This window comes from Kribbella sp. NPDC006257 (genome assembly GCF_040613535.1).
Lineage (GTDB): Bacteria > Actinomycetota > Actinomycetes > Propionibacteriales > Kribbellaceae > Kribbella.
The window spans coordinates 13475-28784 of the sequence record NZ_JBEXSJ010000001.1; the positions used below are offsets into that span (position 1 = coordinate 13475).

Consider the following 15310-nt stretch of genomic DNA (forward strand, 5'->3'; position numbering starts at 1 on the left):
CAAGGCGACCAGCCCGGCACCTCGTAGTACCGGGTCTGTCAGTCGGGCAGGGGAGCGGGACGAGCCTCCCAGCGAGTGGAGAGGACAACGGTGGTGCGTGTGCGGACGACGCCGTTGACGCGGCGCAGACTGCCGACTACTGCTTCCAGTTGCGTCACATCCGGCACCCGGACCTTCACCACCAGCTCCTGGTCGCCGGCCACGAACCAGCAGTCCTCGACTGCCGCGATCTCGCGTACTCCGTCGACGATGTCGTCGGTCTCCACGTCGTCGCGCTGGAACAGCCCGATCAGCGCGCTGGTCCCCAGCCCGACCTGCTCCGGCGCGACCACGGCCCGGTAGCCGAGCAGGACGCCGCGGTCCTCGAGCCGTTTCACCCGCTCCTGGACGCTCGGCCCGGACAGCCCGACGACCCGCCCGAGCTCCGCCCAGCTGGACCGCCCGTTGCTCCGCAACGCCTCGACCAGCTGCCGATCGATCGCATCCATCCCGGGCTACTCCTTCGTTTACCGCAGATTCGTAGGGAGATCGGCTGATCTGCCTTTAATTCGTTTGTGTAGAGACTCTTCTTATCGTACAATTTCAAGTGTCGGAGCCAGCCGCTCCGATCACCACCTCAAGCCTTGCGAAGGAATCATGATCACCCCTGAAGTTGCCCGTGCCCACATCGACGAGATGCACCGTGTCGCCGCCATGCACCAGCGTGCGGCCGCCGTGCCGTCCACGTGGCGCCGGCTGCTGACCCGCTACATCCGGCACAGCTGACCCACGTCCCGCGCGACCGGCAGGCCCTACGGCCACCGGTCGCGCTCTTGTCTCCGGGCAGGAGATAGGCTTCGCCTCATGCTTACGTTGCTCCTGCCGCAGCTCGCGGCTGCCGAAGACGCCGCCGGCGAGGCGTCGCACATCTCGCCCTGGTGGTACGGCGGGTTCGCCCTGTTCGTGCTGGTCGCACTGCTGGCCGTCACCGTGATCATGGGCAAGGGCCGGCCGCACAGCTGAGCGGCTGAACACGATGGTGGACTCCGCGGTACGGCCGGGCCGGAGAATCGGCGTGATGGGCGGTACCTTCGACCCCATCCACCACGGCCACCTGGTGGCAGCGAGCGAAGTACAGGCGTACTTCGACCTCGACGAGGTGATCTTCGTCCCGACCGGGCAACCCTGGCAGAAGCTGGACCGTGAGGTCTCGCCCGCCGAGGACCGGTACCTGATGACGGTGATCGCCACCGCCTCCAATCCGCGCTTCTCGGTCAGCCGGGTCGACATCGACCGGCCCGGGCCGACGTACACGATCGACACCCTGCGGGACCTGGCCGGACTCTTCCCCGACGCCGAGCTGTTCTTCATCACCGGTGCCGACGCGCTGGCCCAGATCCTCACCTGGCGCGACGTCGACGAGATGTTCAAGCTCGCCCAGTTCGTCGGCTGCACCCGGCCCGGGACGGAATCGCTCGAGCTCCCGCTCGACCAGTTGCCGCCCGACCGGGTGACCCTGCTCGAAGTACCGGCCCTGGCCATCTCGTCCACCGAGTGCCGCCGGCGGGTCGCGAAAGGCAACCCGACCTGGTACCTGGTGCCGGACGGGATCGTCCAGTACATCGCCAAGCGCGACCTCTACACCAACCATTAGTAAGTAAGGAACACATGCCTGCCACCGAACGCGTCGTCGAGCTGCTCACCGCAGCAGCCGAGGCGGCCCACGACAAGAAGGCCGAGAACGTTCTCGCGTTCGACGTCTCCGAGCAGCTCGCGATCACCGACGCGTTCCTGGTCGCCTCCGCGTCCAACGACCGCCAGGTCCGCGCGATCGTCGACGCGATCGAGGAGAAGCTCCGGGTCGACTTCGACGCCAAGCCGGTACGCCGCGAAGGCGCGCGCGAGGGTCGCTGGGTGCTGCTGGACTACCTGGAGGTCGTGATCCACGTCCAGCACGACGAGGAGCGCAACTTCTACTCCCTCGAGCGGCTCTGGCGCGACTGCCCGCTGATCCCGATCCCGGGCCCCGACGGCAAGATCCCCGAGCCCACCCCGGTCCCGGTCCGCTCCGGCGAGGAGGACCTGCCCTCGCTCGGTTCCGACGAGGCAGCGGTCGCCGAGGACGCTGCGGACGCGGAAGCCACCTCGCGCGAAGCCCAGGTTGCTGCCCCCACGGCTCCGGCCGAATGACCGCGGGCCGGCTGATCGTCTGGCGGCACGGCCGGACCGAGTGGAACCTGCAGGACAAGATCCAGGGCCAGGCCGACATCCCACTGGATGACGTCGGCCTGGCCCAGGCTCGCGCTGCCGCTCTGCGGCTCGCCTCGCTGGCGCCGACCCGGCTCTTCTCCAGCGACCTCAAGCGCGCTGCCGCCACCGCCGGCGAACTCGCCGCGCTGACCGGCCTCAAAGTCGAGTACGACGAAGCTCTCCGCGAGATCAACGTCGACGACTGGGCCGGCATGACGATGGAAGAGCTCGCCGCCATCGAACCCGAAGCGGCCGCCCGCATCCGTTCCGGCGAACCCCAACGCCGCGGCACAGCAGGCGAAACCGTCGAAGAGGTCGCCGCCCGCTTCGCCCCCGCCCTCCAGCGCGCGGTCGAACACGCCGAACCCTCCGACACCGTCGTCGTAGCCACCCACGGCCTGGCCGCCCGGGTAGGCATCTGCCTCTTCCTAGGCATCCCCCAAGCCCACTGGCCCGCCTTCGGAGGCCTCTCCAACTGCAACTGGGTCTCGTTGCTCCCCGGCCGCCTCGGCTGGCGCATCGAAGAATGGAACGCCGGCTCCCTCCCAGAACCAGTAATGAGCGACGACCCCCAACGCTGACCCTTCCTGGCATGGAAGAGGTCAGCTCAGCAGCAACAGATGAGGCCGCCGGATTCCTTTCCCGGCGGCCTTTTCGCACGCCCGACCGCCTCCACCCCAACTGCCCGACGTCCTCCGCCTCCGCCCCTGAACCCGTCCACTGACGTACCACCCCAACCTCGCGCCGACCCTCTCCAACCCGCCGCCTCAACGCATGCTCTTCCTCACTCGGCACCCACCCCCACCCGATTTTTCTTTGCAGCCCCCGATCCGCTAAACTTCCCGAGTCCGCAAGACACCGCGGGGCTTTGGCGCAGTTGGTAGCGCGCTTCCATGGCATGGAAGAGGTCAGGGGTTCGAATCCCCTAAGCTCCACCCGGCAAAGCAGGCCGGTCTTCCTCTCGGAAGACCGGCCTTCTGCTTGTACTGCAGCGCTATGCGCCCGCCGCCGCCCGCTCTTTCGTCGCTCTGGCCGGAGCAGTCCCGACGAACAGATACAACCCGTGAGCCGACGATCGTGGCCAGGTGGTTGTTGTGTTGTATTTCTTCGACGCCAAGCTCAACAACTTCCTGTAAGTGGCGCCCCACCAACATGTCCGCTGGAGCAGGTCCCGGACTTGCCCGTTCGTGGTGCAATGCGGTCCCTGTAGGTCCACCAGAACTGACTTGTTCATACTCGGACTGCACCTTCACCGTCGCTGAACTCTCAGGGCTCGAGGTCGACCACACCTTTGCCGTTGGAGATGTCCAGGGGCACCGAGACCTGGTCGTGGGCGATCAACCAGGCGCCGTCGATCTTTCGCATGCCATAGGTGACCCGGACCCACATGCCGTCCGTAGTCGCGCCGTTGGGCAGAGTGCCGCGCAGGCGAGCGAAGGCATGCCCGAAGGCCACCCCTTCGCCCACGGTGAACGTCAGGTCGCGAATCTCGTAGGTCACGGTCTCGAAGAACAGGAACACCGGCGCCCAGTTCTCGAGTTTCGCCGCGATCCCGGCATGCTGGAGCGGCGGCTCGATATCGAAGGACACGACGTCTGTGGTGTACAGCGCCCGGAGGGCCTCAAGGTCCTTGGCCTGCACTGCTTCGACCACCTTGCCGATCTGCTCGCGAATCTCGATTTCATCGCGGTCGGCCTGTGCTCGAAAGTCGTTGACTGTAGTCATGATGCGTCTCCTTAAGGAATGGGTGAGGTTTCGGCGGTGGTGCGCAGACCGCCTTGTTGGGCCATTCGGCGAACAGATGGCCGAGGCGTTCTTCAGCACTCCGGGCAGGCCGGCTCGTCCAGGTGCGGTACCGGGTGGTCGCGCAGATCGATCAGTTCGAACTCGGCGTCGTCGCGCTGTGAGGCCGTATTCAGGACCACCGGGCGATTGCGCGCCTTTGCGATGGGGCCGGGTGCTGCCGAGGATGACGCCGATTCTGGTCATCCCCGGAGCTCCTGTCTTGTTCTACCGCGTTGCCGGATGGGTGATTTCGGCCCGCATCCGCTCTTCCGGCGTCCCGATGTCCCACACCCGGACGGTGCCCTGCGCATCGCGGTAGGCGCCGGTGCCGCCGGTGATGGCCATGTCGAGCGGGCTCTCGCCGCTGACCCAGAGTGATTGCATGGTCAGCGACCCTTGCTCGAGCTTCGCCGTGAGCAGGCACTGTGTGGTGATCTTGGCGTTGTCGACCTGAATGATCTGGCACGACCCCCCGCCTTGCCCAACCCTGCGGCCGTCCTTCAGCAGCCAGCCGGAATACACGTAGAGATCACCCACGCTGGTGCCGGTCGGCGGCAGGTCGGGGGCCGCGTACTGGTCGTTCTCGACCGCGAGTTCCAGGATCTCGGGATGCGCCGGCGGGTTCGCCGAGCTGGTCTCCGCCCCGTAGGCGCTGGGCCCGCCGACCAGCAGCGCTCCGGCAGCAGCCACGACGACGGTTTTCCTCAGCGTTTTCATCGGATACATGGTTTCTTCCTCATCTTCGGGTTTCGATCGACACCGAAGAAGTTATGACACCAAGAGCATTTTAACTAAGACCAATATCGCTATGGTGTTATAGCGGTGGAGGCATGTGGTCCGCCGGACGTCCAGTCCCAGTCGGTGATCGTGCCGCGCAACTCCCGGGCGGCTGCTGATAGGTGGCTGCCGGCGCCCCAGTACAGGGTCAGTGTTCGGCGGCAGCCCGGGTGGTCGACGGCGATCCAGGCGGCCGAAGCGCTGGGAGCCGAGCGTCTGGCGAGGTCGGGGACGAGACCGATACCGAGGCCCGCCTTGATGAGTTCCGCGATGGCGCTCACCTCCTCGCCCTCGTAGGCGATTCTCGGGGTGAGGCCCCGGGCCGCGAAGAGCCGATCGAGAAGCCGGCGGTGCCAGTGCCCCTCGCTGGCGGCGATGAAGGGTTCGTCGGCGAGTTCGTCGATGGTCACCGAGGTCCGGCCCGCCAGGGGGTGATCGAGCGGAGCGGCCAGCCACACCGCCTCGTCCAGTAGTTCGACGGCTTCCAGGCCGTCGCTGTGGATCGGCTGGGATGCGACGCAAAGGTCGACGTCCTGGGCCAGCAGGCGGCGGGCCATCTCCGCGGCGGGTATCTGGTGAAGTTCGACCTCCACGCCGGGGTGAGCCTGCTTGAACGCCGCGAGTGGCCCGATGAAGGTGAGGAAGGTTTCCGAGGCCAAGCGCACGGTGCCGAAGCCCCCGCTGATGGCATCGGCAACGGCCCGCCGGCCTGCCTCGAGTTCGCCGAGCGCGCGTTCGACGTAGTCGCGGAAGAGCTTTCCGGTGTCGTTCAGCCGGAGCCGCCCGGCCCGGTCGAACAGCGGTGTGCGGAGTTCACTCTCCAGTCGGGCGATGGTGCGGCTCAGTGACGGCTGGGCGACACGAAGTTCGTCGGCCGCGTGGCTGAGGTGTTCGAGTCGCGCCACCACGAGGAACTGTCTGAGCGTATTCAGGTCCATAGCACTCCACACTTTCCCAGCTATAACCAGATAGCAATACTGACGCTAGATCTAATAGCTCCTTTGGCATAACTTTGGCCCGGGAGTAAGTACGGCGGTCGACAGTTAGCCGATGCACGGCGGAGCAGCGCCACCGGTCATTCGGCGACAGCCAACCGGAACCCGCCATCCCTCCAGTCCCGGCGGTCATCGACGCGAGCCTATTCATCAGGGTCCTACGTCGATACGGGTTTCAGGCCGCGGTGTGGATGTGATCAATGAGTAGTTTGCTGATCTGGTTGGTTAGGCCTGGGGGTAGGTGGTGGCCCATGCCGGGGATGACGAGGTGGTCGGCGTGGGGGATGGCGGTGGCTGTGGCTTGGCCGCCGGTGGGGGCGACTATGCGGTCTTGGTCGCCGTTGATGATGAGGGTGGGGGCGGTGATTCGGCGTACGGCGTCGGTTCGGTCGGCTGAGGCGAAGATGGCTTGGACCTGGCGGGCCCAGCCGGTGGCTCCGTTGCCGCCTAGGCGGTCCCAGTGGCGTTCTGCTGCGGTTCTCTCGTCGGTGGGGTCGAAGGGGTAGGCGGTTCCGGCGAGGTGGGCGGTCAGGGCGAGGTGGCGGCGTACGTATTGCTCTCGGGTTTTCGACGGGCGCAGGGTGCGGCCTGCGAGTTTGAGCTTCGTCGAGACAGCTGGTTGGCCTACTGAGGGGTGGCCGGTGGTGGAGTAGATGGACGTCAGGGTGGCTGTGCGGGTGGGGTGGTGGGCGGCGATTGTCTGGGCGATCATTCCGCCCATCGACTGGCCGACGAGGTGGGCGCGGTCGATGCCGAGGTGGTCTAGGAGGCCGACGGCGTCATCGGCCATGTCTTCCAGGCGGTAGGCGTCGCGGCGCGGCTTGGACAGGAGCAGGCGTATGGGTCCCGGCGGTGTCAGGTGGTCGAGGTAGCTGGATCGGCCGATGTCGCGGTTGTCGTAGTGGATGACGTGCAGACCGGAGGCGACGAGGCTGTCGATCAGCGGGTCCGTCCAGGCGGTGAGATCCTGGCCGAGGCCGGCGGTCAGCAGGACGGGTGGCGCGCTGGGTTCACCACGGGTCCGGTAGGCGAGGCTGATACCGGTCGGCAGTTCTGCGACCTGATCGGTGGTCACGTCTGATCCCTCCTCGTACGCCGCGACGGCGGCGGGTCGAATGGTGCCGGTGGCAACGGATCCGAAAGGCGTGCCGGTAGGGAGGATATGACTCGTCGTAGGTCATCAACCACGCTGCATCAGGCGCTCGCCAGTTTCCAAGAAGTGATTGACGGCTGTCCGGATGTCTTCTATCGGTACTACGGAATCTCGCGGGTACTCGACCTCGTTGCCCATGTAGAAGTACACGACCGAGTCGCCAGTGGTGGATGTTCCCTTGGTGAAGTAGGTGCCGTCGTGGGCTGTGTAGCGGAGAGCGCCGGTGGTTTTGTCGGCGTAGTCGACTGCGATCTGGAGTTCGTGGTCTGGTACGCCGGTGTGGGTGGTGCGGCCGTCGATGTAGATGGCGGCGACCGAGTTCTGCCATGACTCGGCTGCCAGGGCGGTGAGTAGATGGTCGATGTCGTCGGGGGTGGTCAGAAGGATGGGATGGGCGCGATGTTCGGGCTTGAAGTAGGCCTTTGCTGTATGCCGCATCGGAGACTTCCCATCGATCGAGCTGTTGGGTTGCCTGTCTAGCAATCGGTTATAGGCGAGGCAGATGGGGGGAGGACGATGACGGTTGACTGGGAAAGGCTGATTGTTCGGGCTGGGGACAAGGTGCAGGCGACGGGGAAGTTCGTCGTACGGGACGATTCGGCGACGATGTGTGCCGAGGTCGCCGTGCCGCTAGCTGGGGATCTGACAGCATGCTCGGCAAACCTGCTGGTTCCTGTCGTGGGGATTGATGCGGAGGGCCTTGTTTACGGGGGTGTTTATCAAGGCAAGCAGTACGGTTGGGCCAAGGTCATCGGGACTTGGGCTGACGGACGGATCCTGGTGGAGCAGCAGTTCGCGCCGGATCCTGGCGAAGACTGGCCCGATCCGCCTGGGCCTGGGCCGGCTCCTGTGGGTGGGTGGCAACCGGGTGCGTTGCCGAGTCTCGATCCGTTGCAGGACTACCTGGTGAGTCACGCAGAGCGGTTCGGGCAGCTCCGGGTCGGGACGGTCGGGGTTGCTACTGGCGAGATCTCGCCGATGGATCTCACGCAGGTAGCGGTGGTGCCCGTCGTGGGGGATCTGGAGTCTGCGCGGGCCGAGCTGGCCGGAGTGTTCAGTGGCAACATCGCTGTGGTGCCGGCCAATCGCAGCATTCTTGAGTGGGCGATGACTCTGAATGCCTTGAAGGATTTGATGCACGACAAGGCCAACGGGATCTCTTCGATCGGTGGGGGAGCTGATCGGCCGATCGAGGTGTCGATGCTGCTGCTGTCCGAGGAGTTGTATCGGAAGCTGGAGGTGATCGGTCTTGAACTCGTCCATCTCCGACCGAGCATCATCCCAGTCCTGGTCGACTAGGGTTTGGCGGGAATGGATGCTGCTGAGTTATATACGGGGATCGTTGTCGACGCGTATGCCAGGTCGAAGTCGGCGAGTTTAATCCGGCGCCGTACGCCGAATTTGTTCGTGCAGCGGGGGAGCCGGGGCTCGAGATCACGCTGCACCATCAGCGGATGGAGGAGATGAAGCTGGAGCGGCGGTATCGCTCGATTTACCTGGCTGGTCCTACCTTCAATCTGCTGGCGGATGACGAGACGGCTCGTCGAGCACTTCATCGCATCAGAGAGCATTTGGCGCCGGATGGTCAGGCGTTGATTCCGCTGTGGGTTCCTGGGCCGACTTCGGGCGAAGAGTTCGGCGTACGGCGGGAAGCAGTCGACGGGGAAGGGGCGACGCTCGTCTACACGCCGTTGTCGGAGACGTACGACGAGGCTCTCAGAACCCGTACTACGTCAGCTCGGTACGAGCGTCTGGGCCCAGATGGAACTTTGGAGCAGGCGGATCGGGACTGGGTTTTGCACTGGCACAGCCAGGCATCGGCTCGCGAAATGTGCGAGCAGGCCGGCCTACGCGTCGTACGGACAGAAGACGACAACGGCAACGAAGCGACCGCCGATGCCGACTACTTCATCCTGATCGTCCAGCCGAGCTGACCCACTGGCACCCTTTGGGTATGGCGAAACACCGGATCTACGGGACCAGCTTTGCGAGTGTTTATCCGCTGTATGTGGCCAAGGCGGAGAAGAAGGGCCGGACGAAGGATGAGGTCGATCAGGTCATTCGCTGGTTGATGGGCTACAGCCAGGAAGGGCTGGAGGCCCAGCTGGCGAAGGGGGTGGATCTGGAGACGTTCATCGCTGAAGCTCCGGCGCCGAATCCCGCGCGCGAGCTTGTGACGGGCGTCGTGTGCGGGGTGCGGGTCGAGGACATCGAGGAGCCGACGATGCGGGAGATCCGGTATCTCGACAAGCTGGTGGATGAATTGGCGCGGGGAAAGGCGATGGCGAAGATCCTGCGGGGCTGACGGCGGGTAGCGCGCCGGGCGGCGTCAGCGAGGCCCGACTCGGCGTTCGGTCGGGGACGGCTTGAGCACCTCTTCAAGGCGCGAGATCGCGGCTCAGAGATGGGTGGTTGGGGTGCCTACCTCGTGGAGGAGCGTCTCTATGAGTTGGGTGGCTAGGGCGTCGGTGTCGGGGTTGTCGTCTGCCGCGGCGTCTTGGCAGACCTCGCTCATCGGGGCGTAGTAGACGCGGCGGGCCCAGATCGGGTCGACGTCGGGGCGGAGTACGCCGGTCTGTTTGAGGTGGCGGAAGAGTTCGTCGCAGCGTTCGACGATGCCGGCGTAGATGCGTTCGCTCTCGGGGTCGGTGAAGGCGCTGTTCATCGCGAAGCCCCAGGAGATCTTCACCCGGAGGACGTTCGCGGTCGCCTGGTAGAGGGCTACGAACGGCGGTGAGGATTCCGGCCGGGCCGCGTCGACCGCGTCCGCGAGCTGCTGCCGCAATGTGCTCCATCGTGGCGGCCGTCGAACTGGAAGACGGCACCCACCTCGGCGAACTGCTGCAGGACGGACGCGGGGTGCTACTCGACTTCCACCGGACTCTCGTTGATGCACCAAGCCAGATCTGGTACGCCGGGGGCCCGGCAACCGACGACCTCGGCCTCGCAGCCGTCCTGGTCCGCCCCGACGGCATCGTCGCCTGGGCAGCCGACCAGGTACCCGGCGAGGCATCCGATCGCGAAGCCTTCGACCAGGCCGTCACAGCTGGTTCTGCTAAGGAGTAGTGACACCCCGCCACGGTCCCAGGACCGTGGCGGGGTCGTGTCAGGGGCGTGTCAAGGGTGGTCGCGAAGCTGAGCGCATGACCAGTACAGAACTGCCGGCGATTCGGCTGCAGAACATCGAGAAGTCCTATCAGGACTTGCACGTACTACGGGGCGTCGACTTCGAGGTGGCACCGGGCTCCATCTTCGCCCTGCTCGGCTCCAACGGCGCCGGGAAGACGACGATCGTGCGGATCCTGTCCACCCTGCTGAAGCCGGATGCCGGGACGGCGACCGTGCACGGCTTCGACGTCGCGACGGATCCGGTCAAGGTCCGCGAGTCGATCAGCCTGACCGGCCAGTTCGCCGCGGTCGACGAGATCCTCACCGGCCGGGAGAACCTGGCGCTGGTGGCCAAGCTGCGGCACCTGAAGAACCACGGCCAGATCGCCGACCAGCTGCTCGAGCGGTTCAGCCTCACCGAAGCGGGCGCGCGGAAGGTCGCGACGTACTCCGGCGGTATGCGTCGCCGGCTCGACATCGCGATGAGCCTGATCGGCGACCCGAAGGTGGTCTTCCTCGACGAACCGACCACCGGGCTCGACCCGGAGGCGCGGCTGGAGGTGTGGCAGGTCGTCAAGGATCTCGCCCACCAAGGCACCACGGTGCTGCTCACCACGCAGTACCTGGACGAGGCCGAGCAGCTCGCCGACGCCATCGCAATCCTGCACCAGGGCCGGATCATCGCCAACGGAACGCTGGCCGATCTGAAGAAACTCCTCCCGCCGGCGAAGGTCGAGTACGTGGAGAAGCAACCGTCCCTGGAAGACATCTTCCTCGCCCTGGTGGGGAACAAGGAGGTCCGAGCATGAGCACCTATTTCTTCGCCGACACCGCCAACCTGACCGGCCGCTCGATGCGGCACATCTTCCGCAGCGTCGACACCATCATCACCACCGCGATCACCCCGATCGCCATGCTGCTGCTGTTCGTCTACGTCTTCGGTGGCGCCATCGACACCGGCGGCGTGAAGTACGTCAACTACCTGCTGCCGGGCATCATGCTGATGGCGATCGCCTCTGGTATCGCCTACACCGCGGTCCGGTTGTTCACCGACCTGAAGAGCGGCATCTTCGAGCGGTTCCACTCGATGCCGATCACCCGCTCGGCCGTGCTGTGGGCGCACGTGCTGACCTCGCTGGTCGCCAACGTCCTCACCGTCGTGATCATCGTGTTGGTCGGTCTGCTGATGGGATTCCGTACGTCGGCAAGCCCGCTGGCCTGGTTGGCGGTGGCCGGCATCCTGGTGCTGTTCACGCTCGCGCTGACCTGGATGGCGGTGCTGGCCGGTCTGTCGGCCAAGTCCATCGACGGCGCCGCCGGATTCTCCTACCCGCTGATCTTCCTGCCGTTCGTCAGCTCCGCCTTCGTCCCGACGAGCACCATGCCGGGTCCGGTGCGCTGGTTCGCCGAGCACCAGCCGGTCACCTCGATCGTCAACACGATCCAGGACCTGTTCGCCCAGCGGCCGGTCAACAGCGACATCTGGGTCGCGCTGGCCTGGTGCGTCGGCATCCTGGTGGTCTTCTACGTGCTGGCGATGAGGGCCTACCGGCGCAAGATCAGCTGACCGCGAGCGTGGTCCCGACCAGCTCGGACCAGTCCGTCTCGCTACCCTCCCGCGTCAGCTCGGCGAAGCGTTCTTCGCCGAGCTGATGCCGCGCTTCCCGTTCGATCCGGACAGCGTCCGGGTGCGAGTGATCCGGCACTCCCCGTACGACGATGCTTGCCGCGAGCAACCGTGTTGCCTGGTCGTAGTCGCCACGCCGAACCGCCAGGTCTGCAACCCCGACGATGATCCGGGCCGTCACGGACGCAGCAGTCAGCTGCTCTGCCGCCTCCACAGCAGCCGCGCGATGACGCCGGGATTCCTCGAGATCGTCGGTCAGGTAGCCACGCAGGTTGTGGAACGACGCCCGCAGGTTCGGCTGCTCGGCGACGTCACCCAGCAAGGTGGTCGCCAGGTCGAGCTGGCGGCGAGCCTCCTCGGCGTCGCCGCCGAAGCGGGCCAGCTCGGCCTTGGCCAGCGCCAGGCTGACCAGGGCGTACGGCCAGGTGACTCCCTCGGCAACCCGCTCGGCCGCGGCGATGGCCGCCGCGCTGGCGTCGCGATCACCGTCGAGCCAGTACAGGACGGCTTGCTGGGTCCGTACTTCGATGACGTCCTCGACCGCTCCGAGTTCGCCGAGGACCGTGGCCGCCTGCTCGAGGTACTCGCACGCGCCGGCGAGATCACCGCGCTGGGCAATGAAGCTGGCCAGTTCGGGCAGCACCACATAGATCCCGAAACGTTCCCCGATGGCCCGGAACTGCGCGAGCGCCTGCTCCAGCTCGGCCCGCAGATCGTCGGCCCGGTCGGCCCGGCCGAAAATGATCCGCATCTTGGCGGTCTGCCACCGGGCGATCGCACGGACCCAGGGGTCGGAGCTGTTGTGCAGCGGCGCGAACGCGGACACCGCCTGGTCCGGTCCCTGCAGCAGGCGTTCCAGTGCGATCGCGAACTCCAGCAGCGGATTGTCGCTTCCACCTGACTCGGCGAGCTGATAGGCCTTGTGGATCCATTCGGCGCCCAGGTTCTCGTCGCCGTGACCGGACGTCACATAGAGCACCACCAGCCCGTACGTCATCGCCCGGACGTGGTCGCTCACCTCGCCGGGGAGTTCGGCGGCCGCGATCAGCAGTTCGAGCCCCTCGGTCCGCCGGCCACCGAGGAACCAGTACCAGCCGGCGGCGGCCGCGAGCCGCATCGCCGGTTCGGTCTCGCCGGCAGCGATCGCACCGCGCAGGGCGGCACTGATGTTGTCGTGGTCCGCCTCGAGCAGGGCGCCCCAATAGAGCTGCTCGGCGCGGCGCAGGTGCGGCTCGGCGGTCTCGGTGAGCTCGATGAAGTAGGCCAGGTGTGCCTGCCGGGTGAGCTCCGACTCGCCCGCTTCGGCGAGCTTGCCGGCGGCGTACTCCTTGATCGTGGTGAGCATCCGGTACCGCGGGGCGCCATCGGCCGATGTGACCAGCAGGGACTTCTCGGCGAGCGAGGTGAGCAGTTCGAGCACTTGATCCTGGTCGACGTCGTCGCCCGAACACACCCGCTCAGCGGCTTCCAGGCTCGCTCCACCGGAAAAGACCGACAGGCGCCGTAGTACGGACTTCTCTGCGTCGGTGAGCAATTCCCAGCTCCAGTCGACGACCGCGCGCAGCGTCTTGTGCCGGGGCAACGCCGTCCGGCTCCCGCTGGTCAGCAGGCGGAACCGGTCGTCGAGCCGGTTGGCGAGTTGCTCGAGCGTCATCGTGCGCAGCCGGGCGGCGGCGAGCTCGATCGCCAGCGGCATCCCGTCCAGCGCACGGCAGATCCGCGCCATCGTCGTCAGCGTGTGTTCGTCGAGGCCGAGATCTTTCCGTACGGCGCTCGCCCGGTCGCGCAGCAGCCGGACCGCGGGGGAGTCGGCGATCTTCTGGGCGTCGTTCGGCACGGTGATCGCGCGGGCGTCGCCCGGCACCTCGATCCTTCGCGTGTCGCCCGGCACCGCGATCCCGAGGGGGTAGCCCGGCACGGCGATCCTGCGGGTCTCGCTCGGCACGGCGAGTGGCTCGAGCTGCCAGAGTGCCTCGCCGGTGATGCCGAGGGGTTCTCTGCTCGTGGCGAGGATGCGTACGCGCCGGCATTCACCGAGTACGCGATCGGCGAACTTCGCTGCTGCCTCGATCACGTGCTCGCAGTTGTCGAGGATCAGCAGGGCTTCGCGGTCGCGGATGGCGGTGATCAATCCGTCGAGCGGGTCGTTGCTGGTCGCAGTACCGAGTAAGGCATCGCGGAGGCCGAGGCCGGTGAGTGCGGCTTGCACTACGTCCTCGTCGGCGCTGCTCGGGGCGAGCTCGACCAGCCAGACGCCGTCGCGCCAGTCGGCGAGCATCGTGCGGGCAGCCTCGGTCGCGAGCCTGGTCTTTCCGGAGCCACCGGGGCCGATCACGGTCGTCAGGCGGTGTTCGGCGACGAGGTTTTTCAAGGTGTTCAGGTCCGCGTCGCGGCCGACGAAGCTGGTCAGTTCGGCGCGGATGTTGCTCTTGTGGTTCTGCGCTATCTCGCCTCGGAGGAGGGCGACGTGGAGGGCCGAGAGTTCGGTGGAGGGGTCGACGCCTAGAGCGTCGGCCAGGGCTTCTCTGGTGCGCTCGTAGACGAGGAGTGCTTCGGAATCGCGGCCGGCGGTCGCCAGAGCACGCATCAGGGCTGCTGCTAGGCGTTCCCGGATGGGGTAGGTGGCGACGAGATCGGTCAGCTCTGGGATCAGTTCGGCGCTGACCTCCGCCTCGTAGCGGTCCTCCAGTGCTGTCAGGCGCAGCCCTTCGAGGCGGGTCACGGCGGCGTCGTACGCCTCGCTGTCCTCCAGCCCGACGTCCTGCATTGCTGCTCCTCGCCACAGTGCGAGGGCCTCGCGCAGCAGACTCAGCTTCTGCGCGGTGTCGACGGCAGCGCGGGCTTCGGTGACCAGGCTCTCGAACCGCAGCGCGTCCACGGCGTCCGGGGAGATCTTCAGCCGGTAGCCGCCGGGCTGCCCTTCGAGCGCGTCGGTCTGCAACGCCTTCCGCAGCCGGGAGGCCAACCGCTGCAGGGCATTCGACGCGTCGGCGGGCGGGTGCTCACCCCAGATCCAGTCGATCAACGCCGCCTTGCTGACTACCCGGCCCGGCTCGAGGGCAAGCGCAATCAGCAACGCACGCAACCGGGCACCCGGCACCTCAGCAAGGACGCCGTCACCCGTGCGAACTTCGAACGGCCCCAGCATCCCGATCAGCACGAGCTTGATTTTGCCACGCCCCCAGTACTACGTACGCCACAGCTCGTCCTCCCTCGACCTCACCTGGCGACGCCGGGTCCCCTCGACCAACTGTCTCCTGCTGCTTCGGCCGCTGCTTCGGCTGGGCTGTCACCAGACCACCAGCAGGCTGCGCCTGACCACGATGACGGTGGCGTTCCCCGTGAGATGAGCAGCGCGGCACCGAAGATGTGCACGATCACCCCACCGCTCGCACGGGCCTGCGAGGTCCGTGAACGGCGCCAACCAGCGTGAAACTCGCCACGGCGGTCGCCCAGGCCGGTGACCCCGCGTCGGTGACCCCACGTCGGTCCCCCCGCGTTGGTGGCCTGCGTCGGCGGCTCGCGTCGGCCGTCGCGTCGTGACCGGGCCACGGCGAGCAGCAGCCTGCGTCGAGCACTCGTCATCGGAGCCTCCGGAGGTTGGGGCTTGTCGGATCCGGCGGGACTCCAGATAGC

Annotated in this window: 19 protein-coding genes and 1 tRNA gene; 12 read left to right on the forward strand and 8 right to left on the reverse strand. The window is 66.5% G+C overall.

The features are described from left to right. Positions 1-38: 38 nt before the first annotated feature. A complete protein-coding gene (locus ABZ004_RS00065; RefSeq protein WP_355677519.1) occupies positions 39-488 on the reverse strand; it encodes an Lrp/AsnC family transcriptional regulator in 450 nt (149 codons plus the stop codon). Positions 489-636: 148 nt separating this feature from the next. Between ABZ004_RS00065 and ABZ004_RS00070 the strand changes: the two genes are divergently transcribed. From ABZ004_RS00070 to ABZ004_RS00095, 6 genes are all read left to right on the forward strand, one after another. Next, the gene (locus tag ABZ004_RS00070) at positions 637-765 is read left to right on the forward strand and encodes a hypothetical protein (RefSeq protein WP_355677520.1); all 129 of its coding nucleotides are present in this window, start codon (positions 637-639) and stop codon (positions 763-765) included. A 78-nt stretch (positions 766-843) separates the two neighbouring features. Continuing rightward, entirely contained in the window at positions 844-1002 is a 159-nt protein-coding gene (locus tag ABZ004_RS00075; protein WP_355677521.1) for a hypothetical protein, read from the forward strand. 13 nt (positions 1003-1015) lie between these two features. After that, positions 1016-1633 carry a nicotinate-nucleotide adenylyltransferase gene (gene nadD, locus ABZ004_RS00080; RefSeq protein WP_355677522.1) on the forward strand — a complete coding sequence of 206 codons (618 nt, stop codon included), beginning with the start codon at positions 1016-1018 and terminating at the stop codon, positions 1631-1633. Between the two features lie 14 nt (positions 1634-1647). Next, entirely contained in the window at positions 1648-2169 is a 522-nt protein-coding gene (gene rsfS / locus ABZ004_RS00085; protein ID WP_355677523.1) for a ribosome silencing factor, read from the forward strand. Beyond that, the gene (locus tag ABZ004_RS00090) at positions 2166-2810 is read left to right on the forward strand and encodes a histidine phosphatase family protein (protein ID WP_355677524.1); all 645 of its coding nucleotides are present in this window, start codon (positions 2166-2168) and stop codon (positions 2808-2810) included. The genes rsfS and ABZ004_RS00090 overlap by 4 nt, the downstream gene beginning before the upstream one ends. A gap of 281 nt (positions 2811-3091) precedes the next feature. Further along, positions 3092-3164 (forward strand) — tRNA-Ala (locus ABZ004_RS00095). A 331-nt stretch (positions 3165-3495) separates the two neighbouring features. Here ABZ004_RS00095 and ABZ004_RS00100 read toward each other — a convergent pair. From ABZ004_RS00100 to ABZ004_RS00120, 5 genes are all read right to left on the reverse strand, one after another. After that, positions 3496-3954 carry a nuclear transport factor 2 family protein gene (locus ABZ004_RS00100; RefSeq protein WP_355677525.1) on the reverse strand — a complete coding sequence of 153 codons (459 nt, stop codon included), beginning with the start codon at positions 3952-3954 and terminating at the stop codon, positions 3496-3498. 285 nt (positions 3955-4239) lie between these two features. Beyond that, positions 4240-4731 carry a hypothetical protein gene (locus tag ABZ004_RS00105; RefSeq protein ID WP_355677526.1) on the reverse strand — a complete coding sequence of 164 codons (492 nt, stop codon included), beginning with the start codon at positions 4729-4731 and terminating at the stop codon, positions 4240-4242. 89 nt (positions 4732-4820) lie between these two features. Next, positions 4821-5729, reverse strand: coding sequence for a LysR substrate-binding domain-containing protein (locus ABZ004_RS00110; protein WP_355677527.1), 909 nt, complete (start codon positions 5727-5729; stop codon positions 4821-4823). 232 nt (positions 5730-5961) lie between these two features. Continuing rightward, entirely contained in the window at positions 5962-6861 is a 900-nt protein-coding gene (locus tag ABZ004_RS00115) for an alpha/beta fold hydrolase (RefSeq protein ID WP_355677528.1), read from the reverse strand. A 105-nt stretch (positions 6862-6966) separates the two neighbouring features. Beyond that, positions 6967-7377, reverse strand: a complete 411-nt coding sequence (locus ABZ004_RS00120; RefSeq protein WP_355677529.1) for an Imm1 family immunity protein — start codon at positions 7375-7377, stop codon at positions 6967-6969. A 78-nt stretch (positions 7378-7455) separates the two neighbouring features. Here ABZ004_RS00120 and ABZ004_RS00125 point away from each other — a divergent pair, with 78 nt between their 5' ends. From ABZ004_RS00125 to ABZ004_RS00135, 3 genes are all read left to right on the forward strand, one after another. Then, on the forward strand, positions 7456-8238 hold the full coding sequence (locus tag ABZ004_RS00125) for a hypothetical protein (RefSeq protein ID WP_355677530.1): 783 nt from the start codon (positions 7456-7458) through the stop codon (positions 8236-8238). Positions 8239-8393: 155 nt separating this feature from the next. Then, positions 8394-8873, forward strand: coding sequence for a hypothetical protein (locus ABZ004_RS00130; RefSeq protein ID WP_355677531.1), 480 nt, complete (start codon positions 8394-8396; stop codon positions 8871-8873). A 20-nt stretch (positions 8874-8893) separates the two neighbouring features. Then, on the forward strand, positions 8894-9244 hold the full coding sequence (locus tag ABZ004_RS00135) for a DUF2200 domain-containing protein (protein WP_355677532.1): 351 nt from the start codon (positions 8894-8896) through the stop codon (positions 9242-9244). A gap of 93 nt (positions 9245-9337) precedes the next feature. Here ABZ004_RS00135 and ABZ004_RS00140 read toward each other — a convergent pair whose 3' ends face one another. Continuing rightward, on the reverse strand, positions 9338-9724 hold the full coding sequence (locus ABZ004_RS00140) for a hypothetical protein (protein WP_355677533.1): 387 nt from the start codon (positions 9722-9724) through the stop codon (positions 9338-9340). Positions 9725-9735: 11 nt separating this feature from the next. Between ABZ004_RS00140 and ABZ004_RS00145 the strand changes: the two genes are divergently transcribed. The 3 genes from ABZ004_RS00145 (at position 9736) to ABZ004_RS00155 (ending at position 11614) form a co-directional block, all read left to right on the forward strand. Next, on the forward strand, positions 9736-10005 hold the full coding sequence (locus tag ABZ004_RS00145) for a hypothetical protein (RefSeq protein ID WP_355677534.1): 270 nt from the start codon (positions 9736-9738) through the stop codon (positions 10003-10005). Positions 10006-10082: 77 nt separating this feature from the next. Next, entirely contained in the window at positions 10083-10856 is a 774-nt protein-coding gene (locus ABZ004_RS00150; protein ID WP_355677535.1) for an ATP-binding cassette domain-containing protein, read from the forward strand. Beyond that, the gene (locus ABZ004_RS00155; protein WP_355677536.1) at positions 10853-11614 is read left to right on the forward strand and encodes an ABC transporter permease; all 762 of its coding nucleotides are present in this window, start codon (positions 10853-10855) and stop codon (positions 11612-11614) included. Before ABZ004_RS00150 ends, ABZ004_RS00155 begins: the two co-directional genes overlap by 4 nt. Here ABZ004_RS00155 and ABZ004_RS00160 read toward each other — a convergent pair. After that, positions 11607-14834 carry a BTAD domain-containing putative transcriptional regulator gene (locus ABZ004_RS00160; protein WP_355677537.1) on the reverse strand — a complete coding sequence of 1076 codons (3228 nt, stop codon included), beginning with the start codon at positions 14832-14834 and terminating at the stop codon, positions 11607-11609. The two genes, ABZ004_RS00155 and ABZ004_RS00160, sit on opposite strands and share 8 nt — an antisense overlap. Between the last annotated feature and the right edge of the window lie 476 nt (positions 14835-15310).